The following is a 26,383-nucleotide window of genomic DNA, read 5'->3' as shown; positions in this document are numbered from 1 at the left end:
CCGGGTGGATGCCTTTCACCTGGGAGGGGGTGCCCGTTGCGCCGACGGCTCCGTCGCCCTGCTCCTCGCGATCGGCGGCGCCTCCGGCGACGGCCGCCACGAACAGGACGCGGATGCCCAGGACGGCGGCGATCGGGGCCAGCAGGCCGGCCGAGAGCAGGACGGCCTTCTTCGTTCCGGTCATGCGCTGCCTCCTCCGCGACGTCGTCTCGGTGTCGGCCGGGTTGTGGGGCGGGGCGGGTCGGCAGGCAGGCGCCGACGCGGCTGCTGGGCGGCCGGCGGGCGTGTTGCCTGGTCGCTGCGGATGCGGTGCAGGCGCCGCTGGAGCGCTGCCTGCCCCGGGCTGGCGGGTGGTTGGGTGACCCTCGGCGGGGTGTGCCGGGTGCCGTGGCGGGGCCTGGGCTGCGGTGGCACGCCTCCGGGGGCCGGTCGGCTGTTCGGGTCCTCGCCACGGTGCTGGCGCTGCGGGGGCACGTACCGGCCGAGCGGTCGGCGGCCGCGCAGCAGCCGCCCCGCCGAGCGGATGTTGTGGGCGTACTCGCCGGTGAAGTCGTGGGCTTGGGGCGCGTACCGGTTGTGCACCTGGGCGATGCGCTCGCTGAGGTGTGTCGCGCCGTCGGTGACCCGCTCGGGCACGGAGGAGATCGCTGCGCTGGCACGGCGTGCGGCGCGGGGGCCGTACACCGGCAGGCCCACGGTGGACTTGAGGCCGACCGCGCCGAGCTTCATTCCGCCGGTGGCCACGGCCTTGGTGGAGCGGACGGCTGCCCGGGCGGTGCCGCCGATCGCCCGGCCGGTGCCGCGGACCAGCCGGGCGGCCAGCGCGGTGCTGCCGCGAGCGTACCCGTAGGCGCCGCCGCTGGCGGCGAGTGCGCCGAGCATGGCGCCTCCGGTCAGCAGGCGCCGGCCGACGCTGCGCCGGGGTTTGTGGCTGCCGAGGTCGCTGGGGGTGCCGCCGCCGACGAGGCTGGAGCCGACGCGGGAGCGGGCCCGCGCGGACCAGTTCTCCGCGCTGTGCACCAGCTTCTTGCGGTAGATGAACGCGCCGATGCAGATGAAGTCGATGACGACGAAGCGCACGGTGACGCCGCCGGAGAGGTCCTTCTCGGGGGCGTTGAGGACGGCGGCGAAGATGACGATGAGGATGGCGAGCGCGGCGACCGAGAGGACCATCAGCCACAGGTAGCGCAGTACTGCCAGGGCCCGGTCGGTCAGCCAGGCCCGCCCGGGGCCCGGCATCACGCCGATGGCCAGGGCGACCTTGGTGAACATGGCTTCCTTGGCCAGGCACAGCTGCGCGTACAGGAACGATGCGTCGAGGACGGTGATGAACACGCAGGCCAGCAGAGCGGCGAGGACCATGAAGAAGGCGCCGCCGACCTTGTCCATCGACGCCTTCTTCAGGGCCTTTGCGCTGCCGTTGACGCAGTTCTTCTCGAACTCTGCGATGGGGCCCTGCGCCTGGAGCTTCTCCTTGACGACGGTGTCGGGGATTTCGGTGAGCGCTTCGCTGATGTTGCCGAGGATGTCGTCGATGTAGGGCACGTTCTCGCGCGCCGCGTCCTCTGGGGCGTCGAGGTGTTCGTCGCGCCATTGGAGCAGGACGGCCTGCTCGATGCGGGATTCCTGGAACTGCTCGGCGCACTTGCCGTCGAAGGTCTGGCCGTAGCTGAGCAGCATGGCGGGGCGGACGATGAAGGCGTCGACCAGGGCGTCGGTGATGGGGCGGGAGATCTGGCGGGACTCCGGGCTTTCCCAGCCGCTGGTGCCCTTCTCGCCGCTGGAGACCGTGGCGGGGTTGAGGATGTCGTCGTTGTCGACGATCAGGGCGGCGACCTCGACGGCGAGGTTGCGGGCGGTGCCGACGGCACCCTGGTCCTCGCTGAGGAGCATCTGGGGTGGTGCCGCGAGGACGGTGATGGACAGTGCGGCAATGAGGAGGACTGCGCCGGCTTCGGCCCAGCCCTTGGCGCGGCGGCCGAACATCAGGTGCCAGCCGGCGACGCACGCGGCCCAGGCCAGGCAGAGGCCGGGGATGCCGGTCTGGACCAGGACGTTCGTGTACAGGGCGTCGGAGACGATCAGCGCGGGCTTCAGGAGCAGGCCGGCGAGTTTGAACGACAGCGACCAGGCGATGAGGAAGCAGGCGAAGCTGACGAGCCATTTGGAGCCCAGGAACAGCATCTCGACGAGGAACGCCTCGATCTTGAGGTCCCAGTGCGGAGGGGGCGGGGCTCGGGTCGTCGGGGGCAGCACCGGCCGGCGCCGCGACCAGGAGTGCGCCGAGGGCGGCGACGAGCACGCCAGCCAGGCGCCACCGGCGGCCCGGCACCGTGGCCCGCCACCAGGTGTGCGCTCTCCTGCTCGCGCGCCGGATCATGCCGCGGCCGCGATCGGCTGGGAGTGGATGTGTGCTGCGGCCTCGGGGTCCGGCGGGATGAGGATCTGCATGCCGTTGATCCGGCCGTCCAGGTCGCGGTGGAGGCACTCGCCGGCGCGGGCTGCCTTGTCCTCGTCGGAGACGGTGATCGGGGACAGCTCAGTCGTGACGACCGAGAGAAGTTCCTCGTCGTGGGGGTCGCAGCCGAGGAACTGCAGGCCGCGCTGGGCGAGGCTCCTGTCGGTGTGGCGGAAGAGGAACCGGCGCGGGATGAGGCCCACGATCACCTGGCCCACCTCGCTGTCTTCGGGGCCGATGTCGTGGGGGTCGTGGCTGCCGACCAGGGCGCCGGCATTGTGCTTGCGGCCGTCCCGGACGACCTCCAGCAGCAGTTCGCAGCCCTCGGGGCTGGAGGTGAGCCACCAGCACTCGTCCCAGACGACGGCGGTGAACTCCTCGTCGCGCGCAAAGGCGATCTTCCGGCAGAGGGCGGCGATCAGGTACATCACCGACCGTCCGAGAGTCTTCTCGGATTCGAGCCGGTCCAGGCGGCCGGACTCCAGCTCGCGCTTCTGCGGCAGGGCCAGCGAGGCCACGCTGAACACCACGCTGTCGGCCTCGGAGGTCCGCACCACGGGCAGTGTCTCGTCGAACAGGGTGGCCGCGAGGTCCTTGCGCGCCACCGCTGCCAGGCGGGCCACGCGCTTGGCGGCGGGATCGCCCGAGCCGCGGTTGGCGAGTTCCTCGGTGAGGACGCGCATCGAGGGGGCGGGCTCGGCCAGTACGCAGGCGATGGCCTCGGAGAGTGCGATGCCTTCGTCGTCCATCGGGGTGGTGCCCAGCAGGAGGGTGAGGAAGGACTCGGTGAAGCGCTGCGCCTCGCGCTTCTCCTCGAAGATCCGCAGCGGGTCCAGGGAGACCGCGGCGGTCGTGTCGATCGTGATGACCTGGGTTTCGCCGGGGCATGCCTGGGCGAAGCGGACCCATTCCTGCTTCGGTGTGCGGTCGACGATGACCGCACGTCCCCGGCTGCCGGGGACGTCTCGGCGTCGGCCGGCCGAGAGGATCGCGTGGACTGCCGCCTTGAGCGCGACGGACTGGCCGGCGCCGAGCTCGCCGACGTAGGCGGCCGAGCCGGAGGCGTGTTCGCGGGGGGCACGGGAGAAGTCGGTGAAGACGGGGCGGACTCCGCCGCCCGCCAGTTGGAGGCCGTAGAGCGGGCCGCTGGAGTCGCCGAGCTCCGCGCCGGTGAACGGGCCGCTCATGGAGAAGTCCCGGGCGAGGAGGTACTGGGTGTATCCGGTCATGACGCGCGGGGCGCGGGCGCCGGGCAGCATCCCGTACCAGAGGTTTTCCATCTCGCCGCGGGGGCGGTCGAAGACGTACTCGTGGCCCCCGAAGTAGCCGGTGAGGTCCTTGGCGCGGCGCTCGGCTTCCTGCGGGGTGTCTCCCCAAACGCACAGTGCCGTCGTCGCGCGGACCTCGACCTCGCTGGCTGAGGAGGTCAGCCGGTTCCGGTACTCGTGAATCCCCTGGTTGGCCTCGTCGATGCTGGCGGGCGGTCCGGAGACCTCGCCCTCGTACTCGTCGTACTGGCCCGCCAGTTCCTCGGCCTGTCGTCGGCTCTTGGGTTCGGCGTCGGTACCGCGTTCCACGGACAGGCGCACCGTCCAGTCGACGGGGTAGGGGAACTGGTCGACCCGCGCCAGGAACTCCGAGCCGGGGAAGATGAACTCCTTCGGCATCTGGCTCAGGCCCAGCAGGCACTGGTACGAGGTGCCCCACTCGGTGGTCGCCTCCAGCCAGCGTCGGCCGAACCGGGGCAGCGGCGGGTGGCTTCCGTCCTTGCGCCGCTGCTGCTGAAGTCAGCCCTCGGCGAGCATCACCTGCCCGAGCCCGGCCATTCCCCGTCCGCGGCCGCGGGCCTGCGGGCCGTCCTCGGGCAGCAGCGGTTCGATGACGCCGCGCCGCGCGCTGTGGCCGTAGATCCACATGATCTCGGCCTCGGTCGCGGGGCGCCGGGTGATGGCCGAGGGCCAGGCGGCGGCGATGTCGGCGGCCTGCGACAGCCGCTCCGCCTCTTGCTGGGCTGTCACCGGGGCGGGCAGGAGTCCGAGCTCGAGTGCGACCTCGGCCCGGGCCGCGCGCAGTGCCTCGACGACGCCCTGCCGCCGGGAGGTGGGGAGTTGCACGGCGAGCCAGTCGGTGCGCCCCGTCAGTTCGACCTGTTCCAGTTGGTCCAGCATCGTGTGCGCGAGGGCCTCGTAGCGGGGAGAGGCCGCGAGGTCGACGGCCTGCGTCATCTTCTCGACCACGGACGCGGGGTTGATCTGCGGGCACAGCGACAGGAGCATCGCCTCACCGCGGAGCTGCTTGACCAGCGCCTCGACCGTCGCCAGCCGCTGTTTCTTCGCCCTGCGCGAGGCGTTGACCTGTGCTGCTCCCTCGATCCGCCATATCGCCCACACACTGCAGGGTCCAGATGACGTTTCCGGCCAGGTGCCGGACAGGAATGCGCACGTCACACCCCCGCCTTCGTACGCGCCGCGAGCAGTGCCCCGGCCGCCGTCAGCACCTGCGAGGCCGCGGGCGCGGAGTTTTGGCCGGGGGTCTTGGGGGCCGGCGCGGGCTGCCACGAGACGGTGCAGAGTCCGGCGACGGGCCGGCCTGCTCGTAGGGGCCGCACGGGGCGGCCGCCGATCCGGCCGGCTGTGGGGGCGCCGATCAGCCCGAGCAGGCTGCCGAGGACGGCGAAGGGGTGGCGGCCGTCGATGCGCATGCGCCGTACGAAGAGGCCGAGCGTGAACGGCATGCCGATGGCGATGGCCGCGTTGCCCACCACGCCGAAGTGCGCCCACATTTCCTGCGTCGTGATCAGCAGGACGGCGGTGGAGACGATGACGATGGCCTGGGGAATCGTGTAGGGGCCGCCCCAGAGGCGGCCGCCGCCGGGCAGGCGTCCCATCACCAGGGGGAAGCGGCGGGCGTGGGTGTAGCAGCGTCCGATGAGGACGTCGGTCTCCTCTTCCTGAGGCGGGGTGCTCACGAGTCGGCACCCCGCTCGGCGGAGAAGGGGGCTGCCGAGGTGGTCGAGCGGTCGATGTCCTCACCGACCTCGTCCCGCAGGAAGTCCATGTTGCTGATGCCCCACCAGATCGCCCCCGCCGCGATACACGCCAGGAACGCCTTCACGAGCGACTTGGTGCTTAGCCAGATGAAGAGGACGAAGGCGGTGCCGACCAGCGGCGGCAGAAGCCCCGTGAGGATCTCGTTCAGGTCGGCGACAAGGCTTTTGGTGCCGTTGATGACCCCGGCCAGTTGCATGTCATTTCTCCTTGGTGAGGACGGGGGCCGCGTTCAGCGCGGCGATCTCCCAGCGGCCGTCGCGGGCGGTGAGGGTGAGGGCGTAGGTCAGGGGGCGTAGCTGGCGGTCGGGAGCGGCGGCCCAGAGGTCTACGAGCAGTTGGCGGCGCGCTCCGTCCGAGGCGGGCAGATTCCGCCGGTAGTCGCCGTTGAGTTCGGCGAGCTGGGCGACTTCCACCTGGGTGTACGGGGCGGGTGAGACCGGGTCGAGTGCGGTGCGGGGCGCCAGGTAGCGGTCCAGCTCTCCCGCGCCGGCCAGGTAGGCGGAGAAGAAGCGGGCGATCGTGGTGACCGTCTCGTCCTTGTCGTCGCCTGGGACGGGTGTGCCGTAGTCCAGCTCGATGCCGTCTCCGGCTTCGGGCGCGCCGACCTCGGCCGGCAGCGTGGTGGCTGCGAAGCCGTCGCCATCGGTGGAGCGGAGCGGTACCTGGAAGTACCGCAGGACGCCGGTCTCGTCCTCCTCCTTCTCCTTCGCCTGTTCTTTGTCGCTCTCGTCGTCCCGTGCGGAAGGGGAAGCGGTGATGCGGGCGGCTACGGTGACCGACCAGTAGCCGTCCGAGACGTCCTTCACCTGGACGGCCGCGAGTTGGTCGGCGTGCTGGGCGCCCGGCTTCGCCTCCAGCGAGATGTTGCGCATGTTGGGGAAGAACCGGGCGAGTGATGCTTCTGTACCGCGGCCGGCCTCCACGTAGGCGGCCACGTACAGCACGGCGAATCCGCCCGGTCCCACCGCCTCCGCCGAGGCCGGGGCCGCTTGGGCGGGGGTGGGTGCGGTGCGGGGCGGCTGGCTGGAGAGCCGCAGGTGGGCGGCCGCGCTCATGAGCACGCCGAGGAGCAGCAGCGACCAGGCGCCCCACCGCATCACCGTGGAGAGGTTGGCCAGTGCTCCGGAGGAGACTGTCACCCAGCCGCCTTCTTCACCGGCCTGCGGTGCCTTCGCGTTCGCCTTCGGCGTGGGCCGGTCGCCGCCGGGGAACCTGCGGCGCCTCATCGCAGCTCGCCGATCGCCGACCTGAGCGTCCCGGAGGGCAGGGCGCAGAAGCGGTGGAACGCGTCCCGGACCGGTTCCGCCTTCGCCAGGTAGGTGCGCATCGCCTTGACCACGTCCGGCGAGAACGGGGCGACCTCCAGCAGTGCGCTCAATTCCTTGAGCTCGCGTCGTGCGTCTATCAGCAGGACGACGTCTTCCTCAGCTCCAGTCTCATTCGCCATGGCCCGGCTCCTCCTCCCTTCGTGGCGCGCCAACACCGACGCACATCCACGCAAGGAGCCGGGCGGCCCGAAACGTGACCGGGCGGCGGGAAGATTTTTTCGTCACGCTGCCTGGGCCAGGCCGGCCGCGATCGTGCGGAGCTGGCTGACGGTGCGGCTGCGCCGCTTGCGCCAGGCCACCGCGGACACTCCTGCCTGCTCCGCCGCCTCTTGGGCGCCCTCGCGCGCCTCGGAGGCGATGACACGCGCCCGCTCGATGTCGACGAGGCCGGCGGTCACGCCCCCCAGCAGGAGGTCCAGGAGTTCCGCGCGGGCGCCGGAGACGGAGCCCGGGTGCTCGGACAGCACATCGTGGGCCTGGGCGGCGAGGACCTGCCGGTGTGCCTCCTCGGGGACGTCCTGGTCGCCGGGCAGCGCGGCCAGCTCCGGGGCCCAGGTCACGCCGGCCGGCTCGGCATCGGCCTGGAGCCCGCGGCTGGCCCAGTGCAAGGCCTCCAGCATGAGGTTGGCCGCGAACCGCCGCTTGCGGGAGGCCGGGTAGGTGCGGATCACCTGGTAGAGGCAGGCGATCACCACCTGGCCGACCTCGTCGAAGTCCCGCTCTGGACGCATGAGGCGTTGGGTCAGCCGGACGGCGCCCGGGAGCATCGCCTGCATGACCACGCGGGCGGCCAGTTGCGCTTCGCGGTCCGTGCCGGCGGCGAGGCGGATCAGGGTGGCCAGCCACCGGTCGCTGTGCTCGATGCCCTTCGACCGGTCCCGGCGCTCCAGCTCCGCGAGGAGGTCGTCGAGGTGGCCGGGGGCCTCGTCCGGGCAGAAGACGCCGGCGTCCGTGAGCCACCCGGAGACCTCCCGGGCGGTCACCGGCTCGGCGCACACCAGGGCCCACTCGGCGTTCAGTTCGACAAAGATGCGCTGTTCCACGGCACGACCCCTCGTTCGGATTTCGTGCCCTGGACTCTCCTCATCGTCTCTGACCCGAAGGCCGACCCGATCGCCCGAAGGTGCAGGTCAGGCGGTTGCCCAAACGTGGAGGCCGACCGGAGGGGCCGTGGGTCAGCGATTGGGGCTGATGTGGCGGTGGCTCACGACCGATCGACGGATGCGGCTACCTTGGTCGAGTCGTGATCACGAGTGATCGAGGGGGATGCCCATGAGGATGCGGCGCTCAGCAGCAGGAGCAGGGGCCACCGCTCTCGCGGCAGTGCTGCTCGTCGGGTGCGGCAGTGCGGAGAAGGATGTGGCGGCGCCGGCGAGCAGCTCGTCCGCGCCGGCCTCGCCGACGGCTGACCCGGACGCGGCGGCGAAGCGGTCGGTCTTGAGGGCCTACAAGGAGATGACGACTGCGGAGGCACGGACGTACGCCACGGCCAAGCTCGACCCGGAGCTGGAGAAGTACGCCACGCACAAGGCGCTGTCCGACATCAGCGCGACGCTCTTCTACCACCAGCAGCAGAAGACGGTGATGCGGGGAACCGTCAAGCGTGACCCGGAGGTCGTCAAGATCGACCTGGACGCTGACCCTGCCAGTGCGACGGTCGAGGACTGCGCCGACTCCAGCAGGTACGACGAGGTCGACGCCGAGACGGGGGAGGTCATCAAGAAGAAGACCTCCGGTGACCGTCGGCATGTGATGAAGGCGGAAGCCTTCCAGAACAAGGCTGGCGACTGGCGCTTCTTCACCCACACGATCGAGCGGGACGAGACGTGCTGAGGGGGCTCCGCGCGGTGGCCGTCTGCGGCGGCACGGCTCTCGCTCTGGCGTTCGCGGCATCGAGTCATGCCACGGCCGACGGTTCCGGTGGCGGGGTTCAGTGTCCTCCGAAGGTCCTCGACTGCGACCTGTCCGCGACGGACCCGGGCAAGGGCGGGAGCGGAGGCGGCGGCAGCAAGCCGAGTAGGCCCAGCGGCGGCGGGGGCGGGTCTCGGGGGTGTGCCATCGGCGACGAAGAGGTCCCCTGCTCGTCGAAGCTGGGAACCTTCAATGACGTCGACGCGTGCTACTGGCGCCTGCGGGACCCTCAGCCGACCGACCCCAGCGAGTACGAGCACGTGACCAAGCCCGACGGGTGGGAGTACGGCGACCCTGGCAAGCTGTACAACGTCACCTGCCCCGGCGACGGGCGAGAACTCATGGGCGGTTCGGTGGTATCCGTGGAGGGCCCGCAATTGCCGGCCGTGGACCCCGAGGTCCTCGCTCGCGAGGCGATGGAGAAGCTGACGTTGCGGCCGCCGAGCATCGCCTCCCCCCGCGGCGACGGCAAATACCTGGTGGGCATGCCGATGTGGATGTGGGTGGACCGGTCCGCCTCGACCTGGGGGCCCACCTCCGAGTCGGCGTCGGCCGGCAGCGTAACCGTGACCGCGACCGCCACGGTCGACCGGCTGGTCTGGAAGATGGGCGACGGCAGCACGGTCACCTGCAACGACCCCGGTACCCCCTACACCGCGGACCAGGGCATGAAGATGTCGCCGACGTGTGGGCACCGCTACGAGAAGCCGGGCAGCCACAGCGTCGAGGTGACCGCGCACTGGAACGTCGACTGGGAGGTCACCAGTGGCGGCGCGGACAGTGGGACCCTCACCACCACCCGCGCCAGCGACGTGGCCGTGACCGTGAACGAGGCCAAGGCGCTGAACACACGCTGAGTCGTCTTCGCTGAGCGAACGGGGCGGGGCTGCGGTCCCGCCCCGCTCCGATTCCCGTGTGCAGGCCGGGCTGGCGACGCCGGGCGCCCAGAGAGCCTCTCCAGAGGTGGCAAGCCTTCGGCGCTGTCTCCCACCGCTTCGGGCCCTGGGGTCAGCAGCGCGTCAGAGGAATTCGGCATCCTCCTGGACGACCCACCGCCTCGGCAGCGCTGAGAACACGACGACGGCCCTGACGCCGGGCGGGAGTCAGGGCCGATACACGAGCCCGACGGGGGACGGGCTGTTGCACGTGTCGCTTTGTCCAACGCTGTCGGGCGTCATCCAGTCCTTCAGCGGGCACGGCTTCCGACCTGGGCGCTGAAGTACCCGCATAACCGGGCAGGTGGCAAATCTGTCTCACGGAGTGCTTCAGCGCGCATCATGCCTGTGGCGCCCCTCGCTCAGGGCGGTATCGAGGTGCCAGCGTCTCCCGGGGAGACTGTTGTCCGTGACACCTGGGGTGACGAATCACCCTCACCTCAGCGGCAGCAACGCGCAGGAGCCGGGTGCGGCCCCTGGCTCCTGCGCAGTTTCCGTGCGGGCGGAGGTCAGATCGCCTCGGCTTCGCCTTCTGCGCTCTGGGGCGGTGGCGGGTTCCGGCGGCGCTTGCGCTTGCTGCGGTAGAACTCTTCGCTGGCGCGGGGCAGCACGATCTGGTTCGTGATCTTCTTCGTGATGCGTTCGCTGCCGGTAGCCACCGCGTCCAAGGCCGCTTCCCGGATGAGGATCGAGAGGCTGTTGATACTGCCGCCGGTGCGGTCGTGGAGGTGTTCCCAGTCGAGATAGCCGGGCTTGTGCTTGAACAGGCCGAGTTCCTCCTCCATGGACTTCACGACGAGGGCCCATTCGCGGGCCGCTGTGAGGGTGTCGATTTTGAAGCGGTCGAGCTGGAACAGGGTGAAGCGGCCGGAGGTCTGGGTGGCGCGTCCCGCAGGCCCCTCAGTAGTGCCCGCCGTGGTGTGCACGGGCGGCTCATCTACGGGGCTGCGGCCCTCGAGGAAGAGGCCGGACTTGAGGACTTCGACGCCGGTGTAGACGAAGGTGGCCGCGCAGAAGTTGGCGAGGTTCTTGAGGTGGTCGTTGGCCAGGCGGCCGTCCTTGGCAGAGACGTCGAGGAAGTGGATGTCGTCGATGATGACCAGCTGGGTGCCGCACTTGCGCAGGGCTTTGAGGACCAGGGTGGTGATTTCGGTGCTGGTCGCACCGGTACGGGGGAGTTCCAGGTTCATGTATTCGGCGATGGCGGCGGAGAGCATCTTGGGGGTGGCCCCGGCCGGGACGCTGATGTAGACGACGGGGATGTAGTCGGGGCCAGCCGCATCGAAGCGTTCGGGGAACTTGCGGCGCAGTCCCATCTCGTAGTCGGCGGCGAAGGTCTTGACCAGGGTGGACTTGCCGACCGTGGGTGGCCCGTCGATGACGATGCCCGGGCGTGCCCCGGCCGGGGCACCCTTGTTTAGCTTGAGCTTCTTGGTGATCTGCGCGTGGATGCGGTCCATCGGCGGGGTGCGCAAGATGATGAAGGCGGAGTGGTAGTCGTCGCGGGCCTCGTTGAAGACTTCCCGCTCGGCTTCGTCCATGGCCTGGTAGGCGGCCCAGGTCGGCATGGCGGGCATCCGCGGTGAGTGTTCGATGGCGGCCAAGTAGGCCCGCCATTCCTCTTTGGTGCGAGGCTCGGAGAATCCGGGGTGGATCATGTCAGCCTTCCTGCGTCTCGTCGCCGGGTGACCAGACGGGGAGGGTGCCGAGGTCTCCGAGGTCGAAGCGGTGCGGCCGAGTGGGTGCCTCGTCGTCGGAATCGTCATCAACGTCGGGGACGGCCTTGAGCGAGGGGAGGCTGTCCAGGCGGGAGGCGCCTGTCTCGTGGGCGGTCTCGGCGGCGCGGTGCTGGTCGCGGGCGACGGTGCGGGCGCGTTCGGCATCCCGCACTCGCCTGCGCCGGTCGGTGGTGGTCCGGTTTCCGGGGCATCGGTGCGGTTCTGCAACTCTCGTAGGGGGTCCGCGACTTCGTCCTGGTTGTCCGGGTTGCCGCGGCGGGCGGTCACCAGGCGGATGGCTTCGCGCAGGGTGACGTCGGTGAACGGCACATGGTCGCTACCGGCGTGGGTCCAGCGCAGTACGTGCCAGGCGCCGTCGGCGGGGTCCTGGAAGTAGGCGTGGAGCACGTTGCGCGGGTCGATGCGGATCGGCCATTTCCCGCCCGGGTAGGGGGAGGTGGACTTGCGATAGCGGTAGAGGATGTCCGCGTCGTAGGTGAGGTACTGGTATTCGACGCCGTAGGGCTGGATGGTGCGCCACTGGATGGGCAACAACTCGTAGTAGAGCTCGGGGTCGGTCGGGCATGCGACGTAGCCGCTGCGGGCCACGGCCAGGGAGTACGCCTCGTTCGGGGAGAGCCGAAGGTCGGGGAAGCCGGGCATGATCAGGCCGTCATGGCGGCGGCGCTGGTAGACAGAGACGACATATTCGGCAAAGAGATCTTCGAGATCGGGGATCGACCATCGGGCGGCCTGCTCGACGTTCTTGCCGCGGTGAACGACGTCGTTGCCCTTGTAACCGGCGACGTGCTTGCTGAACTGATTGTTGATCGTGGCGAACACGGCCTCGACCTGCGGTTTGTCAGTCGGCTTTCCTTTGCGGCCCAGTTGCAGATTGATGCCGAGCCGGGTGCAGGCGCGGTGGACGACGTCGGAATCGAACTGCTTGCCGTGGTCGATGATCAGGGTTTCGGGGAAGACCACGGGGCGTGCGGCACCGTCGGCGAGCCGCTGGTGGTAGTCGAGCTTGCGGGGCAGCGGGATACGGGCCATCTGGTAGCGCAATCGGTCGGCCCAGCCGGGCCGCATCGGCTCGGGTGTCATGGCATCGATCAGCAGCAGACCGACGTCGACGGCTTTGGTGGCCTCAGGGGTGATCCGCCAGGACAGCAGCGAGCGGGTGGCCAGGTCGAGGGCCACGGTGAGTTCGACGCCGTGGGTGGTGTCGGTGGCCGGGTCCCAGGCGCGGATGTCGAGCGGGGTGGAGTCCATCAGGACGACTTCGCCGGGCCGGTGGGCGATCAGGTGCCCGAAGATCCGGTCGGGTTGCTGGGCAGTGGTGCGGCGGGTGGTGGAGGCGCCGAAGGTGTGCCGGCCTTTGAGGAGGAGCTGGGTGTAGCGGTGGAAGGTGGCCCGGGAGGGCAGCCGCACGGCACCTGCGCCGTGCTTGGCGTCCAAGCGGTTCTGCACGCGCCGGTGGAAGCGGTCGAGGGTGCCCGTGGAGTCCTCGATCTCGGCGGCGTGCTGGTCGAGGATCGCCTCGATGATCTTGGCGTCGACACCGGCGAGCGGGTTGGAGACCTTGTGCTTGCGCCGGTCGACCAGGGCCCACAGCCCCTCCGCCCGCCATGCGCCGAGCACATCCCACAACCGCCGGTCGGTCATCCCCAGTTCCTTCGCCTTGCGGGCGATGCGCTGACGCGCGGGGAGATCGGGGTGGAAATCAGGGTGCGGGTCGGCGCCCTCGGCCTGCGCGGTCACGGACCGGTAGCCGGTGGTGGCTTCAAGCAGATGGCCCTCGAGCTCGGTGACGCGTTCGATCTCGGTGTCGGGAAGACCGTCCAGGAGGGCGCCGGGACTGAGGGTCACCACGTTCTCCCGCACGGGGACCTCGGGACCTGCGGCGGCATCGGCAGTGCGGAAGGTGGGATCGGCGAGCAGTTCGGCGGTAAGGACGATCTGGAAAGAACCGCCCTGGGAGCGCAGCCGTACAGCGGTGTCGAGGAAGCCGATCACCTGGTGGGATTCGTCCTCCCATTCGATCCAGTCGCTCAGCTTCAGGCGGGCGGCGGCCGGGGGCCGGGGGCGGTGGTCATGAGAGGTCCTTCGCGGCGGTTATGGCAGTGGAGGCCCGCAGGGGCGCATCGAGGTTGCAGATCAGGCGGTGATGCCACAGCAGGTGGCACAGCACGGGGAAGGCGAGGTCCGGCTCGTCCATGAAGCTGAGCAGTTGCTCGGCGGCCACCGGCCGCTCAGCCAGGGCGATCAGCCGGTCGGCGAGATCGGCCCCGGCGTACAGGGGGCGGCGGTAGCCGGCGAGCCAGGAGATGTTGGCGAATCGCTGGGCCTCGACGTCGCCCACCAGGTGGTAGTCCCAGCCGAGTTCCTCGCACGCCTCACGGGTGCGTCTCGCCTGTAGGAGGACGTCGGGGTGGCCCAGGAGGCGGGGGTTCTTGACGTCGACCAGCAGCGCGGTGCCGTCGGAGCGGCGGCAGAAGACGTCCGGGGTGTGTTCCCACACCTCGCCCACGCCGACCCCGTCGAAGATCAGGGACTGGGTGGAGATGCCGACGATGTCCTTGTCGAAGTCGTACAGCGTCAGCCACTGCGACTCCAGGTAGCTCTCGTAGCCCAGCAGAGTGCTGGTGGTGGCGGACCAGAACCAGCCGGGGGTGTGCTTCTGCCCGATGTAGTGCGGGATGCGCCGGATCGGCGGGCAGTGTTCGAACGCCACCTCGGCGGCCTGGTCCAGCGTGCGGGTGACCGGTATGTCGGTGCCGGCATCGAGGCTGGTGACGGTCAGCCGTACCTGTGCCGATGACGGGACGATCCGGCGCAGCGGTCGCGTACGGGCAGACGGAGGGCTCACAAGTCTGCTCCTTGGTGGGGGTGTCGGGTCAGAAGGTCCGTGCCGTACGCGGTCAGGGCGTCGGCGACGGACGGCGGGAGGCGGGTGCGGAAGCGGCGCCAGTTCTCGGCCACCGATTCGGTGTTCGCGTGGCTGTCGGCGGCGTACGCGGGGGCGTCACGGGCGTCGCCGCCGGTCAGGGTCGTCCACACCCAGATCGCCGCGCTGCGTTGACGGCGGGGGGTGACGGGCAGGCCCAGGGGGCGGTAGGCGGCGAACAGCACGGGGTGCGGGATCTCGTGAAGGTGGGCCAGGACGCGGCGGCGGCGGGCGTAGTCGACCGCTCCGCGCCGCAGCAGCCGCGCTCCGGCCTGGGCGATCGCCTGCCAGAACGTGCCGGTGTCGGTGATGCGGCGCACGACCACATCGGCGACCCGGGCAGCCCTGTGCGCGTCCATCTCCAGGGCGCGGGCGGCGGCGGCCCAACTGTCCGCACCGGCCAGGCGGGCCAGGGCCAGTGCGGCCAGGCGCCGCCCGCTGGCCGGTGCGGTGCCCGGCAGGTGCCGCTCGACGAGATCGGTGTAGTCGCCCTCGTCGAGCAGCTGCGGAATGTGATCAAGGCTGAGCACCGCGGGGACGGTGACGGTACGCGCCGCTCCGGCGACCCTAGACAGCGGCGGGATGGCCTGTTCGTACGCCCGGGACAAGGGGCCGGGCAAGGGAAGGTTGCGCAGCGGGTTGTGCTTGACCTTGCGGCGGCGGGCCACGGCCGCTTTCGCCCACGGCTCCATGGCCTCTGCGACAGCATCCGGGCTGGTCGCGCTGAGGACCGGCTCGACGGCGGCCAGCACCGCGAGGGTCAGCTCCACGCTCGGGGGCATCGTGCGCAGGGCGGAGGCGAAGCCGCCCGCCGACCGCCGGCTCGTCGCGGTGGCCAGTTCCCGGCGGGCGCTCTCGGGCACCGCCAGGGTGTCCACCAGCGGGCAGAGCGGAGCGGCGAAGCGGATGACCGCGGCCAGGGAGGACAGGGCGGTGAACCATTCCCAGCCGCTCACCGCCTGGCCGCCGATCCGGGGCGTATCGCCGTCGGCGACCTTCAGGATGCGGCTCTGCCAGGTGGCGAGCTGGGGCGGCAGCAGCTCGGCGGGAAGATCGCGGATGTCCTGGGGGCAGCGGGTTCCCGCGTGGAAGTTGCCGCAGAGGACCGGGTCGGTGCGGAACCGCTTCGACAGGCCGCGCGAGCGGCTCCGCAGCCCCTGCCGCAGCCGGATCCCGCACCGCGGGCATATCTCCACCAGCCGTACCCGGTGCACGGGGCACACGGCTACCGCCCCCAGCCGCCAGGCCAGCTGCCACACGCCCCCGCTCTCGGCCAGGCAGGGCGGACAGGCCCGGGACGCGAACAGCAGGGCCTATCCCTGCCGGTTGATCGCGTTCACGGACCGCTCGTCCGCGAGGTCGATGCCGCTCAGGTCCAAGGCCGTGCCCGCGTAGCGGGACAGGTGCATCGCCTGGACCGCCGCGGGGCGGATCCCGGTCGCCTGACGGATATGGGCCAGCGTGATGAGGGTGGGGACGATGCCGTAGAACACGGGATGGAATTCGGCCCCGATGGTGGTCCGGGCCTGCAGCCCGAGTGCCTGGCCGATCATTCCGGGCGGCACCATGTGATCAGCGGCCAGCCGGTCCACCCACGAGGCAAGCGCCTCGCCTTCCTCCGGCAGACCCACCAGGGCCATCCGTCGCGGCCCGGCGGTGGGCAGAGCACGCGGAGGACCGCTCCGGACCGCCGACTCGGCGACATGGTCCGGCCGCGGCACGGATGACGGTGCCGAGACACGCAAGGACTCCGCTGCGGACACACCCCACCCCCCGTAAAAGCACAGCTCAGCGGCCTCCCCGCACCGCTTTGTAGGATATATCCTACACATGGATGCATTACCGTTTTCCTGTGCCGACCACCAGTGACCTCGCCGCTGAGCGCCGCATCGCCTTCGGGCACCGCGTGCGCGAGGTACGCATACGAGCAGGGCTGACACAGACCGCCGCCGCCAAGGCCGCCGGGCTGGACCGCTCCTTCTACGCCGAGGTGGAAAGCGCCCGGCACAGCGTCTCGGTGGACCGCCTGTACGCCATCGCCGACGGGCTCGGCGTCTCCGTGCACGAACTGCTGCCCGACAACGTCGGCCGGCCGCTCACCGCGTAGAACCCCGTTGAGCAAACAGGACCTCGGACTGCCCAGACGCCTCGCGCTGGTCGTCGAACCCTTGCCGGGGGAAGCCCTGCTGAGCTGGCTGAACATCATGTCCGCCGAGCACGGCGGCCTCACCCGCCCGCAGACCGCGCAGATCACCGGCGTCCTGGCGGGTGAGGGGTCCCTCTACCCGCTGGCGCACGGCTCGGCGCTGTATCACCCTCATGCCGCGAAGGTCGCCAGGATCCGGGCCGCAACGGCGCTCACCGAGTCCCAGGTCGCCGAGATGTTCTGGCACCGCTATCGCGGCACCGTGCTGCACCCGCTCGGCTCACGCTGGGTGGACGAGACGACCCGCCACACGCTGCTGAAGTGGTGGATCGACCCGAACGCGCTGCGACTGTGCCCGCGCTGCGCGGACATCTCCGGCGGACGCTGGCTGCTGGCCTGGCAACTGCCCTGGGTCTTCGTCTGCCCCACCCATCGCTGCTACCTCGTCGAGGCCTGTCCCACCTGCGGACGGGCGTTCACCGCACACCGCACACCGCACCAATCCTGTACTCGACGCACCCCACCGCACACCTCTGCCGAACAGCACGCAGTGGGGACAATGCAGCGCCCCTGCGCGGGAGTTGCCCACTGTCCCCGTGCAGGACAACGAACTCCTCGCGCTCCAGCAGCGGCTCTGGGACGCGCTGCACGCCCCCGCAGAGCAGCGCCCAGAGCCCTTCGGCCTCTTCCAGGACCTGTGGGCAATGGCCTGCCTCGCCCTGTTCACCGCGCACCCCGAGCACCTCGACGGCGCCGACGCCGTGGTGCGCGAGGCCTTCGCGGATTACTGCCGGGCCCACGACGGTACGGCCGGTCGCCGTTTCACGTCCGCGGAGCTGCGGGGACTGCCCGTGCTGGTCCACGCGGCGGTGATCCGCACGGCCGCCCGCATCGTCTTCGGCGAGGACCCCCTGGCGGCGGCCGACGCGGTGGCGGGTCTGTCCCGTGATCCCCATTCGACCGCGATCGTCGCGCTGCGCAGGGCGTGGCACAGTAGTCCTTTGCGCTTTGCCACCCGTGAGAACACCGCCCGAATCGAGACCGTCATGGACGTGGCCAAATACTCCGGCCCCGGCCTCGCCCCGTCACTGAAGCGACGCTCTCCCACCGCGGCCTCCGCCACAGTCCTGTGCGAGCGCTGATGGGCATCGGGATGCCCCGCCGTATGGCACTGGTCCAACTGCCGCTGCCGGACGAGGCCCTGCTCAGCTGGGTCGACCACAACACCGCCGCGCTCGGCCTCACCCGCTCGCGCACCGCCGCTGCCCTCGGGCTGATGGCCGCCGGCCCTTCCACCGGTTCACAGCTGCAGAACCTGACCCACTGGATCTCGGACGCCACCGCCGCCCGCATCCAAGCCGCTACCGGCATCCAGCCGGCTGCTTCCCTCCGCCTCACCCTGCGGCGCTATCAGCCCGCCGCTCTGGGGGCGGATGTCCCGTCCCCGGACGAGCTGAGGCCCGTGTCTCCGCAGGGGATGCTGTCCAGGCAGTTCGTCTACCGCCAGTTCATCGCCTACTGCCCCACGTGCGTGCGCGAGCACGGGCGGTGGTCGATCGACTGGCACCTGCCATGGACGTTCACGTGCCCCCGGCACCACTGCTATCTGACAGGCGTCTGCCCGGCATGCCAGAACGCCGTCGCGCCCAGGCGCGGCCCTCTCACATCCGGTTGCACTGCTCTGATACAGGCCGGGTCCCGCCCTTCTCGCAGCCATCCGGGCCATACGGAGGGCTACAGCCGCCGGTGCGGGGCCGATCTGGGCACAGCCCGTGCTATCGCCGTTGAGGACACCCGCGTGTCTGCCGCACAGCAGTACGTGAACGGTCTCCTCGACGCACCGGCCCACTGCGGTGCCGCTGCCCGGCAGGCTCTCACCGACTTGCGCACGATGGTGGCCGTTGCCCTGCGCTTCGGACGTCTGGAGCACCTGGAGGACGCCGACCCCGCGGTACGCAGACGCTTCGGCAAGTTCGCGACGAGACGGGACGGGCTTCCCTACGCATATGTCTACGGAGTGTGGGGGACGAAGGATCCGTTCGACCCGCTGCTGATGGCCGCGGGCGTTCGGATCGCCCACCACATGGTCACCTCGGCGGACCCGTCAGCCGTTCTCGCTCCCGTACTCCCCTCCGACGGGCCGCAGCGGCGTGAGCGGTCCTTCGCCTTTGACCGCACCGACTGGGTCCGGGCCAGCCCCCGGTATGCACAGCTCGCTCGCCGTGCGATCGGCATCGGCGCGTACGAGGCCATCGCGCGCAAGGTGCACCGTCCTGCGCAGTGATCCGCAAACTGCCCGTTCCCGTCGCCGAGGACCACTTGGCGAGAACAGGACGATCTGGAGCGGCCGTCTCAGATGGCTATCACGCCGCCGCTGTTGTCGTGGACGATGGCCTGCCACTCCAGCACCGGGCAAGACGCGATCAACAACGTGTCCAGCCCGTCCACGCCGCCCGCGGCGACGCGGCCCATTGCCTCGTCGTGGACGGGGAAGTTGCCCTGCAGCGCGTCGCAGTGACCGCATCCGTTGGACAACTGCCGCTCGCGCATGGTCCTGCTGTAGCGACTCTTGACGGTCGCGGCCAGAGGACCATGACCGTGCTGCTGGAGCAGCCGCCGCACCAGCGCCATCGTTCTGGCGTTGTCCGTGGTGAACAGCCCGGCGAAGCCGCGGCCGGGCCGCTGCGGGTACAGGCCGATCAGACACACCGTGTCCTTTCCGCAGGCCCAGCACTCCCGGCTCAGCGTGAGGACGCGCAGGGCCACGGTGGTGGCGCTGCCGGGCGGCGGCACCGTCGGCAGCTCGATGACCTCCGGGTCGAAGTCGTCGGCCGCAGCACGCTCATCCACGTACTGGCAGGTCGCACACCGCACTTCCCAGCCTCCCTCGAGACCCTTGCCGAGAAACCCGCCGCCCGCCGACACCCACACCGAGCACGACGCGCAGCCGCCCGCGAACCGATTCTCCACGCCACTCCCTTCCGGTCGCACTTCCGCACCATCGCCATTCGAGGGACCATATGCGCCTGGTCCGAGACCGCGGGCGGACGAACTCCTGGTCGCAGACGGCCCGGATGCCGTCTGCCCGGCGCGCGATCGTCGTCTGTCAGCGGGCAGTGTCCAGGAGCTGACGGCGCCTGATCACGATGTTCCGCCACCGCTCGCGGGTGCGCCCTTCCCCGTCGATCCACCGTGCCCGCGCGGACTGTTCGGGGAGCGGGAGGCCGGCCATGAAGTGCGCGATGTCGACGTAGTAGGTGTAGTCGCCGCTCTGCGTGAGCTCGCGCAGGCGGGCGATGCCGGCCGCGAGATCGTTGTGGGCAGCGAGGACGGCGTGGTGGAAGCACAGGGCCAGTTGGAGCTTGGCTGCGGCGTAGGAGACGCCGGAGACGCCGATCTCGGCGAGAAGGACAGCGGCCCGCCCCGGCAGGTCTGCGGCGAACCCGGCATCGCGTACGAGGGCGGCGATACGTGCGGTCAGCTCGGTGGAGCGCAGGCTGAGGGGCGACAGCAGCCGCTCGGCCAGGTCGAGTTCGTCATCGGCCCGCAGGGGATCGGTGAAGGCGACGGCGAAGGCAAGATGCGCCTGGACCATCGCCCTCTCGCCTGCGACTGCGTGCTGTTCCGCCTCGCTGCGGTCGGCCAGGTAGGCGGCTGCCGCCCGGTCCATGTCTCCCTGCACCCACCACACGTCGCCCAGCACCCGCTGGTGGCGCCCCGGCCAGCCCAGTCGCCCGGCGGCTTCCATGGCCGCAGGAAAGTCTCCCGACAGGCGGCTGAGGTGTGCCAGGCCGCGTCCTGCGGCAAGGGCCAGGCGGCCTCCGGCCTCGGCGACGCGCTGCATGCCCCGGCGCGAGTCGTCGGTCAGTCCGAGGTCGCGCTGGGCCTTGGCAAGGTAGTACGTGGCGAGCTCGACGAGATCCTCGGGGAGCAGCCTGGATGCCAGGACGGCCGAGAGCCGACTGACGGTTCGTTCACGGTGCTCATGCTGACGGCGGGCGATGGCGCTGAGCGTCTCCACCAGGGCATTCGCGGCTGTGCGCAGGCCGCCTTGCTCCGTGTCGCGTGCCGCGGGGGGTGCGAGGGGTTCCCATATGAAGTCTTCCACGTACTGGAACGCGGCATCGGCGAGCCAGTCGAGATCGAGGTCGAAGTCCCGAGCGAGGGCGAGCCCCTGCTGGAGGCAGCCGACCAGGACGGTGCGGTCGCGTCGCGGGTCCTGGCGCCACTGTGCTTCCAGAGCGCGGAAGGCGCGCTGGGCCGCGCGCTGCCAGTCCTCGTCCGACCAGCGGTCGTCGCTCGCGTCGTCCGCGTTGCGGATGGCGGAACGGATGAGGTCGTGGACGTGGAAGGGCCAGGTGCCGGAGGCCGACTCCCGGACGAAGGGGCGCTCGGTCAGCCGCAGGGCGGGCGCGTCGTGGTCCATGCCGGCGACCTCGGTGGCCAGGGGTATGGAGAAGGCGCTGAGCAGACTGACAGAGCGCAGTACGTGACGCTCCTCGCTGCTCAGGTCGCTGAGGGTACGGGCGATCAAGGCGGGGAAGTCGTGGTCGAAGTCAGCGACGCGCGGCTGCAGACCGCCTCGCCGCAGGTCCAGGTAGCGCATGACCGACAGGTCCAGGTACAGGGGCAGTCCGTGCGAGCGCTCGGCGATGATCCGGCGGACCGCATCGTCGATCAGCGGCCTCCCGTCCCGGCTGACCCTGCGGGCGAGGTAGTCCTCGCAGTCTTCGCGGGAGAAGTCTCCGATCAGGACCTGACGGCCGCCCGACTGGGGCGTGGTCTGCGCGGTGGTGCCGGTGACCAGGCCGGGCCAGGCGTCCGGACCGGTCCAGTCGAGCTGGCCTTCCAGACTCCTGTGCGCCCACTGGAGCCGGTTGCGCCCGGTGACCACGAAGAACGCGTTAGGCATCAGCCACACGATGCGCTGGAGCAGGCGCTCGAAGTCGCGGTGCGTGCGGTCGCCGGTGTCCTCGAAGGTGTCCAGCAAGATCACTGGAAGCACCGTCTTGTCCTTCGGTAACTGGGCCAGGTCCCAGGCGAGAAGGTGCGGGTAGAAGCTGAGGGCGTCCAGGTCGGGCTCGGCCTGAAGGAGATCCGCCAGCCGCCCGCAGCCGGCGAGGGCCCGTACCGCCTGGCGCCGCTCGCGCAGGGCCTTGACGAGGGCGCCGGCCCCGTGGCCGAGCGCCCCTCCCACGGTGCCGGGCAGGAGCAGGGCCTGGGCGACGTCGCTGAGGGCGGACTGCATCTGCTGCGGCAGGGCGGCAGCGGCGCTGAAGCGGCTCAGCAGCCCGCCCCGGCGCAGGTAGTCCTCGATCGGCTCGCCGGGGTGGTTGTGCTCCCAGTAGCGGCGCAGGGCGAGGTCGAAGGCGGGCATCGGCCGTCCCAGCGTGGCAAGGGCGAGGCGGATGGTGAGGATGACGCGCTCGAAGTCCATGCCCGCCGAGCGTGCGAGATCGATACGGACCGGGAGCACCCGCTCCTGGTCAAGCGAGGGCGAGTCCCACTGCGCGGGGCGGTGCTCGCTGTGGACGAGCGACGCCTCGACCTTCCGGGACAGGGTGGACTTGCCGATGCCTCCCACCCCGTGGAAGACGAGGATGTTACGGCGCGGACTTTCCAGGTCCTCCACGTCAAAGCCCGCCCTGTTCACCCGGCGCAGGTGTTCGGCGAGGCCGGTGGTCACCGCCTGCCACTGCGCCTGCCGGTTAGTGAACGCCTCGTTCGCGGAGATACTCCGGTCATTCGAGCTGAACAGCGTTCGAAGATCCCGCCCTGCCACCACGCCCCCTGACGATCAACTGGAGCCAATCTATGCTCCTTTGAACAGTGCCGGGCAAGACCGCAAGCATGCCACACTGCCCCGGGCGAGGAAGCACGCTCGGCAAGACGCCTGGTGCGGTGCGCGAAATGGCCTGATCTAGCTCGTGGAACGGTGTGCGCGCCTGAGCTGCAAGGATGCCTTCCCGCAGCTACGGATTGCCCCCACTCGGACCCCCAGCGTCACGAAACGTGACGCACACCATATCCCGTGCATCTGGCATATGTTCTAGTTGGACGGCCGGTGACTCCTGGTCACGATCTAAGTGCAACAGGGGAATTGCCGCGTCACCAGGCTTGCGACCGCTACCCAATCCGGTCCGTCGGCCTACGCGCCTTGCCCTCGGCCAAGGGGCCAGGCGACATGTCCCGTTCAGCGATCCTGAGAGACAGGCCTTATTACCGTCATGGCTGGAGCCAAGAACGGCGTCTTCGCCGAGAAGATTTCCCCGTACCTGCGCAAGAAAATCGAGGAAGCTGGTGAGCCGCTTCCGTTCCTCGACCTCCAGTACGTTGTCGATCCGTCGGAGGCTGTCGAGCAGACCTTCGAGGTCGCACGTCACTACCAATCGGAGTTACGTCCCGTCTTCGAGGGCCGTGAACTGCGCGGCGTCGAAAAACTGTACCGGCGGACTCTGCTGGTCGAGCCCACCACCATCTGTGCCGCGCATTGCCGGTGGTGCATCCGCGGGCAGTACGACACCGCGACGCTCTCCCGTGAAGATCTGGAACTGATCGCCCGCTACTGCGGCACGGCTCCGGAAAACCAAGATGTCCGCGAGGTGCTGGTCACCGGCGGTGACCCGCTGATCCTGGTCGACAGGATCGAATGGCTGCTGGATGCGCTGGAAGAGCAGGCGCCCCAGGTCGAGATCGTGCGGATTGCTACCCGAGTGCCGCTCCAGGACCCACGGCGGGTCGATGCCCGCATGCAGCGTGCGCTGCGGCGCCGCTCGACGTTCCGGGTCGAGGTCGCCACGCACATCAACCATAAGGGCGAGCTGTTTCCCGAGGTCAGGGAGGCGTACGCGGCGCTTCAGGAAGCCGGGGCACGGATATACGACCAGACGGTGCTGTTACGCGGGCTCAACGACAACCTCGACACCCTTGTTGAGCTCTTCGACGAGCTGCGGTACATGGACATCGAGGCGCACTATCTGTTCCACTGCGTCCCTATCCGCGGCATGGACCACCACCGCACATCTGTCGCGGAGGGCCTTGAGCTGCACCGCAGGCTGGGAGCCTCGGGACTGACATCGGGCCGCACGCGCCCGCACTTCACGCTGATGACGGACATCGGCAAGGTGCCGCTGTACGAGGGCTCGATCATCGACCGGGACGAGCACAACCGGATCCTGATCCAGACCGGCTACCGGTACGAGGAGAGGATGTCCTGGGTGCCCGGCTGGCAGCTGCCCGGGAACGCCCGAATCGACGACGACGGGTTCCTGCAAGTCTGGTACCTGGACGCCATCGGTGGGAAGGCCGAGCTCTGATGCCCCGCCTCTGGCTCGGGAACGCCTGCACCGAGCACATGGTCGACCGCATGGACCTGCTCACGCAGGACGACTTCGACGGCATCCTCTTCGCGATGAAGCGCCTGGTGTGGCTGATGCGCGACGGCGATGCCCTCGTCCTGCCGCGGCCCGTGCCTGACGCCTTCCTTGATCACGTCACGCAGCACACCGGTATCTCACCGGACCGCGTTCATGTGATCGCACCGGATGCCGACCTCCTGACCCAGAGCCTGCTGCACTCGCAGGAGGTCCTGGGCAGGCTGAAGAAGCTGGTGACTCCCGGCTGGGAGTTCCGCCCCTACATCCACGACCGCGGCGCCGAGCTGCTCGCACGTGAGCTCGGCCTTGTCACCGAATCGCCGTTCGTAGCGGAAGGCGGCGCGGAACTACTCAACAGCAAGGTCGTCTTCCGTGCCCTGGCGGCGGGGGCCGGATTCGCCGTTCCGGACGGCATTCCGTGCCGCACCAGCGAGGACCTCTCCCGCACGCTGCAGCGGCTCCTGGCCGCGCACCAGGCAGTCATCCTCAAGCGGGACCGCGCGGTCGGCGGCCACGGCAACATCGTGGTCACCACGGACCCGGGTCTGGAAGGCACAGGAGCCCTGCGCACGATTGTCCTGGGTGATCCGGCCGATCACGAGCAGGTCCTCAAGGAAGCCGGGCTGACCGCCACCCATGCCCCGCAGGGAGAGATCGTCCTCGAGGTCTTCCACCCTGGTTGCACGTCCGTGTACGTCGAGGTGGACTGCCCGCTGCACGGCGAGCCGGCCCTCCTGAACGGCGGCCAGCTGCGTACCGACCAGGACCCGCCGGTACTCGCCGGGCTCGCGCTGCCGCCCCGGAGCGTGCCCGGCCGGGCCTGGGAAGCCTTCACCGGTGAGGCACTGCGGATGGCCCGCTTCATGCAGAGCCTCGGCTATCGCGGCCTGGCTAGCATCGACGCGGTGATCGACCAGGCCAGCAACGTATGGTTCAACGAGGTCAACGCGCGTCTAGGCGGCAGCACGCACCTACACCACATCGCCCAGACGCTCGTCGGGCCGGACTGGACGGACAGCCACGTCCTGATCAGCAGGTTCAACGTCCGGGCACCCGCGCTTGACCGGCTCTTGCACGCCATGCAGGAACACGGGATCGCCTGGGATTCCCGGCAGCAGTGCGGCATCGTCATCGCCTCCGATGACACTGCCGCCACTGGCAACCTCGAATACGTGGTCCTCGCGCACACCTACGAGGAAGCCGATGCCCTTGAAGACCATTTGGCCGCCCTCCTGACCCGGCATGACAAGTAAGGATCACCATCCGTGGCGTACCGCGGCCTGTTCACCAAACACGTCTCGATCTGGGCCGCGGTCGTCATGGCCAGCCGCCTCCCGGTGGCAATGGCGCCGCTCGCGTTCCTGTTCTACGGGCGCGGTACGGACGCCGGATACAGCGGCGGCGCCGCTATGGCCGCCGCGTACGCCATCGCGGAAGCTATAGGTGCCCCGCTTCTCAGTACGCGCCTGCGCACGCGCCCGTACCGTCGAGAGATCGCCAGCGGGCTCGGCCTGTCCGCCGTCGCCTTCGCCCTGCTCACGTTCCTTTCGGCCCCCGGCACCGTGCTCGCCGTGGCCCTGGCTGCGGTCGCCGGCGCCGCCGCGGCCGCCGCACCCGGTGCACTGCGCACCATGGCCGAGGATCTCGCTCCCAGGAAGCACATCCACACCGCCCTCAGCCTCGAATCCACGCTCAACATGGCTGCCTGGGCTGCCTCACCAGCCCTGGTGTCTGTGCTCGCGCTCGGAGTCGGCCCGCAGACCCCGTTCCTCCTCGCCACGCTGGCCACGCTCGCCGCCACCGCCTCGCTGTGGCTGCTGCCCGACAAGGCCGGCACAACAGGCGAGGGGCAGCGAGCCCCGCTCAAGCAGGCCCTGACAGCCTGGCCCGTCTACGTGACCAGCATCGCTGCCATGTACCTGCTGGCGAGCATCGAGCTCACGCTGCCCGCCCTCCTCGAGCACCGGGATCTGCCCGTCACCTACAGTGGCCCGATCTTGACCGGCTTCGCCCTTGCGAGCATCGTCGGCGGTCTGGTCTACGGTGCCCGCACCTGGCCCGGCCGCGTTGAACGCCAAAGTACGGTCCTGCTTCTCGTAATGATCGCGGGCGTCGCCGCCACGGCTCTTGCTTCCACCTGGCCGGCTATCGCCGGTCTCCTCGCCCTCACCGGCCTCCTGCAGGCCGTCGTACTGATCACCCGCAACCTCACCCTTCGTGAAGAACTCCCCAGCGACCTCCACCCCGTCGGCTACTCCGCCCTCTACGCGGGCAGCGGCATCGGTTACGGCCTCAGCGCCGCCGCCACCGGCCTCCTCCTCACCGCCACGACCCCCGACACCGTCGTCCTCATCGCCACCGGCACTACGCTCGTGCTGACTGCGGCAACCTGGCTCAGGCGCAAGACATCCGAGGTCAAGAAGCCCGTTGCCGGATGACAGAGGCCCTTGATCCTGGGCTGCTCGAGTGAAAGGGGTGGCGCGCCGTCGCTCCAGACGGCGTACGCGCAGTGAC

Annotated in this window: 20 protein-coding genes and 2 pseudogenes; 9 read left to right on the top strand and 13 right to left on the bottom strand. The window is 69.9% G+C overall.

From position 1 onward, the window contains the following. Positions 1-180 precede the first annotated feature (180 nt). From Sdia_RS17120 to Sdia_RS17090, 8 genes are all read right to left on the bottom strand, one after another. Positions 181-2,256 carry a proline-rich domain-containing protein gene (locus Sdia_RS17120; RefSeq protein WP_185392583.1) on the bottom strand — a complete coding sequence of 692 codons (2,076 nt, stop codon included), beginning with the start codon at positions 2,254-2,256 and terminating at the stop codon, positions 181-183. 120 nt (positions 2,257-2,376) lie between these two features. Then, entirely contained in the window at positions 2,377-4,125 is a 1,749-nt protein-coding gene (locus Sdia_RS17115) for an ATP-binding protein (RefSeq protein ID WP_229831664.1), read from the bottom strand. Positions 4,126-4,245: 120 nt separating this feature from the next. After that, the gene (locus Sdia_RS30215) at positions 4,246-4,848 is read right to left on the bottom strand and encodes a hypothetical protein (protein WP_229831663.1); all 603 of its coding nucleotides are present in this window, start codon (positions 4,846-4,848) and stop codon (positions 4,246-4,248) included. Positions 4,849-4,901: 53 nt separating this feature from the next. After that, positions 4,902-5,426 (bottom strand): hypothetical protein, encoded by a 525-nt coding sequence (locus Sdia_RS17110; protein WP_124288596.1) that lies wholly within the window; start codon positions 5,424-5,426, stop codon positions 4,902-4,904. Beyond that, positions 5,423-5,704, bottom strand: coding sequence for a hypothetical protein (locus Sdia_RS17105; RefSeq protein ID WP_100458094.1), 282 nt, complete (start codon positions 5,702-5,704; stop codon positions 5,423-5,425). The genes Sdia_RS17110 and Sdia_RS17105 overlap by 4 nt, the downstream gene beginning before the upstream one ends. Position 5,705: 1 nt before the next feature. Then, positions 5,706-6,647, bottom strand: a complete 942-nt coding sequence (locus tag Sdia_RS17100; protein ID WP_185392585.1) for a conjugal transfer protein — start codon at positions 6,645-6,647, stop codon at positions 5,706-5,708. A gap of 83 nt (positions 6,648-6,730) precedes the next feature. Continuing rightward, on the bottom strand, positions 6,731-6,955 hold the full coding sequence (locus Sdia_RS17095) for a hypothetical protein (RefSeq protein WP_185392586.1): 225 nt from the start codon (positions 6,953-6,955) through the stop codon (positions 6,731-6,733). Between the two features lie 102 nt (positions 6,956-7,057). Further along, complete coding sequence (locus tag Sdia_RS17090) at positions 7,058-7,879, bottom strand: hypothetical protein (RefSeq protein WP_189500885.1); 822 nt, start codon at positions 7,877-7,879, stop codon at positions 7,058-7,060. Between the two features lie 412 nt (positions 7,880-8,291). Here Sdia_RS17090 and Sdia_RS17085 point away from each other — a divergent pair, with 412 nt between their 5' ends. After that, positions 8,292-8,669 (top strand): hypothetical protein, encoded by a 378-nt coding sequence (locus tag Sdia_RS17085; protein WP_124288595.1) that lies wholly within the window; start codon positions 8,292-8,294, stop codon positions 8,667-8,669. 338 nt (positions 8,670-9,007) lie between these two features. Beyond that, positions 9,008-9,604, top strand: a complete 597-nt coding sequence (locus tag Sdia_RS17080) for an ATP/GTP-binding protein (protein ID WP_229831662.1) — start codon at positions 9,008-9,010, stop codon at positions 9,602-9,604. Between the two features lie 587 nt (positions 9,605-10,191). On the opposite strand, the gene Sdia_RS17075 is transcribed toward Sdia_RS17080, so the two are convergent. The 3 genes and pseudogenes from Sdia_RS17075 to Sdia_RS17065 form a co-directional block, all read right to left on the bottom strand. Further along, positions 10,192-13,269 (bottom strand): TniB family NTP-binding protein, encoded by a 3,078-nt coding sequence (locus Sdia_RS17075; RefSeq protein WP_189500883.1) that lies wholly within the window; start codon positions 13,267-13,269, stop codon positions 10,192-10,194. Between the two features lie 223 nt (positions 13,270-13,492). Then, the gene (locus tag Sdia_RS17070) at positions 13,493-14,269 is read right to left on the bottom strand and encodes a TnsA-like heteromeric transposase endonuclease subunit (protein WP_189500881.1); all 777 of its coding nucleotides are present in this window, start codon (positions 14,267-14,269) and stop codon (positions 13,493-13,495) included. Next, positions 14,266-15,978 (bottom strand): annotated as a pseudogene (locus Sdia_RS17065) (TniQ family protein). Before Sdia_RS17065 ends, Sdia_RS17070 begins: the two are co-directional and overlap by 4 nt. Before the next feature lie 221 nt (positions 15,979-16,199). Here Sdia_RS17065 and Sdia_RS17055 point away from each other — a divergent pair. The 4 genes and pseudogenes from Sdia_RS17055 (at position 16,200) to Sdia_RS17045 (ending at position 18,777) form a co-directional block, all read left to right on the top strand. Continuing rightward, on the top strand, positions 16,200-16,454 hold the full coding sequence (locus Sdia_RS17055) for a helix-turn-helix domain-containing protein (protein WP_185392595.1): 255 nt from the start codon (positions 16,200-16,202) through the stop codon (positions 16,452-16,454). Positions 16,455-16,461: 7 nt separating this feature from the next. Next, positions 16,462-16,926, top strand: a pseudogene (locus Sdia_RS30760) (TniQ family protein); the annotation flags it as partial. Positions 16,927-17,089: 163 nt separating this feature from the next. Then, positions 17,090-17,635, top strand: a complete 546-nt coding sequence (locus tag Sdia_RS30210) for a hypothetical protein (protein WP_229831661.1) — start codon at positions 17,090-17,092, stop codon at positions 17,633-17,635. A 23-nt stretch (positions 17,636-17,658) separates the two neighbouring features. Beyond that, entirely contained in the window at positions 17,659-18,777 is a 1,119-nt protein-coding gene (locus tag Sdia_RS17045) for a TniQ family protein (protein WP_185392599.1), read from the top strand. 68 nt (positions 18,778-18,845) lie between these two features. Here the strand turns inward: Sdia_RS17045 and Sdia_RS17040 are convergent, their stop codons facing one another. Then, on the bottom strand, positions 18,846-19,463 hold the full coding sequence (locus Sdia_RS17040) for a hypothetical protein (protein WP_185392601.1): 618 nt from the start codon (positions 19,461-19,463) through the stop codon (positions 18,846-18,848). A gap of 136 nt (positions 19,464-19,599) precedes the next feature. Next, on the bottom strand, positions 19,600-22,275 hold the full coding sequence (locus Sdia_RS17035) for an ATP/GTP-binding protein (protein WP_189500873.1): 2,676 nt from the start codon (positions 22,273-22,275) through the stop codon (positions 19,600-19,602). 445 nt (positions 22,276-22,720) lie between these two features. Between Sdia_RS17035 and Sdia_RS17030 the strand changes: the two genes are divergently transcribed. Genes Sdia_RS17030 through Sdia_RS17020 form a run of 3 tightly spaced genes read left to right on the top strand, consistent with a single transcriptional unit; the run spans position 22,721 to position 26,307 of the window. Next, entirely contained in the window at positions 22,721-23,809 is a 1,089-nt protein-coding gene (locus Sdia_RS17030) for a radical SAM protein (RefSeq protein ID WP_124288395.1), read from the top strand. Between the two features lie 50 nt (positions 23,810-23,859). Next, positions 23,860-25,122 (top strand): preATP grasp domain-containing protein, encoded by a 1,263-nt coding sequence (locus Sdia_RS17025; protein ID WP_124288394.1) that lies wholly within the window; start codon positions 23,860-23,862, stop codon positions 25,120-25,122. A 12-nt stretch (positions 25,123-25,134) separates the two neighbouring features. Next, positions 25,135-26,307: an MFS transporter gene (locus Sdia_RS17020; RefSeq protein ID WP_124288393.1), complete on the top strand. Its 1,173-nt coding sequence runs from the start codon at positions 25,135-25,137 to the stop codon at positions 26,305-26,307. Positions 26,308-26,383: the final 76 nt, after the last annotated feature.

Origin of the sequence: Streptomyces diastaticus subsp. diastaticus (assembly GCF_011170125.1) — a bacterium.
Lineage (GTDB): Bacteria > Actinomycetota > Actinomycetes > Streptomycetales > Streptomycetaceae > Streptomyces > Streptomyces diastaticus.
Note: the sequence above shows the minus strand (reverse complement) of the source record. Positions and strands in the feature narration are given on the sequence as shown.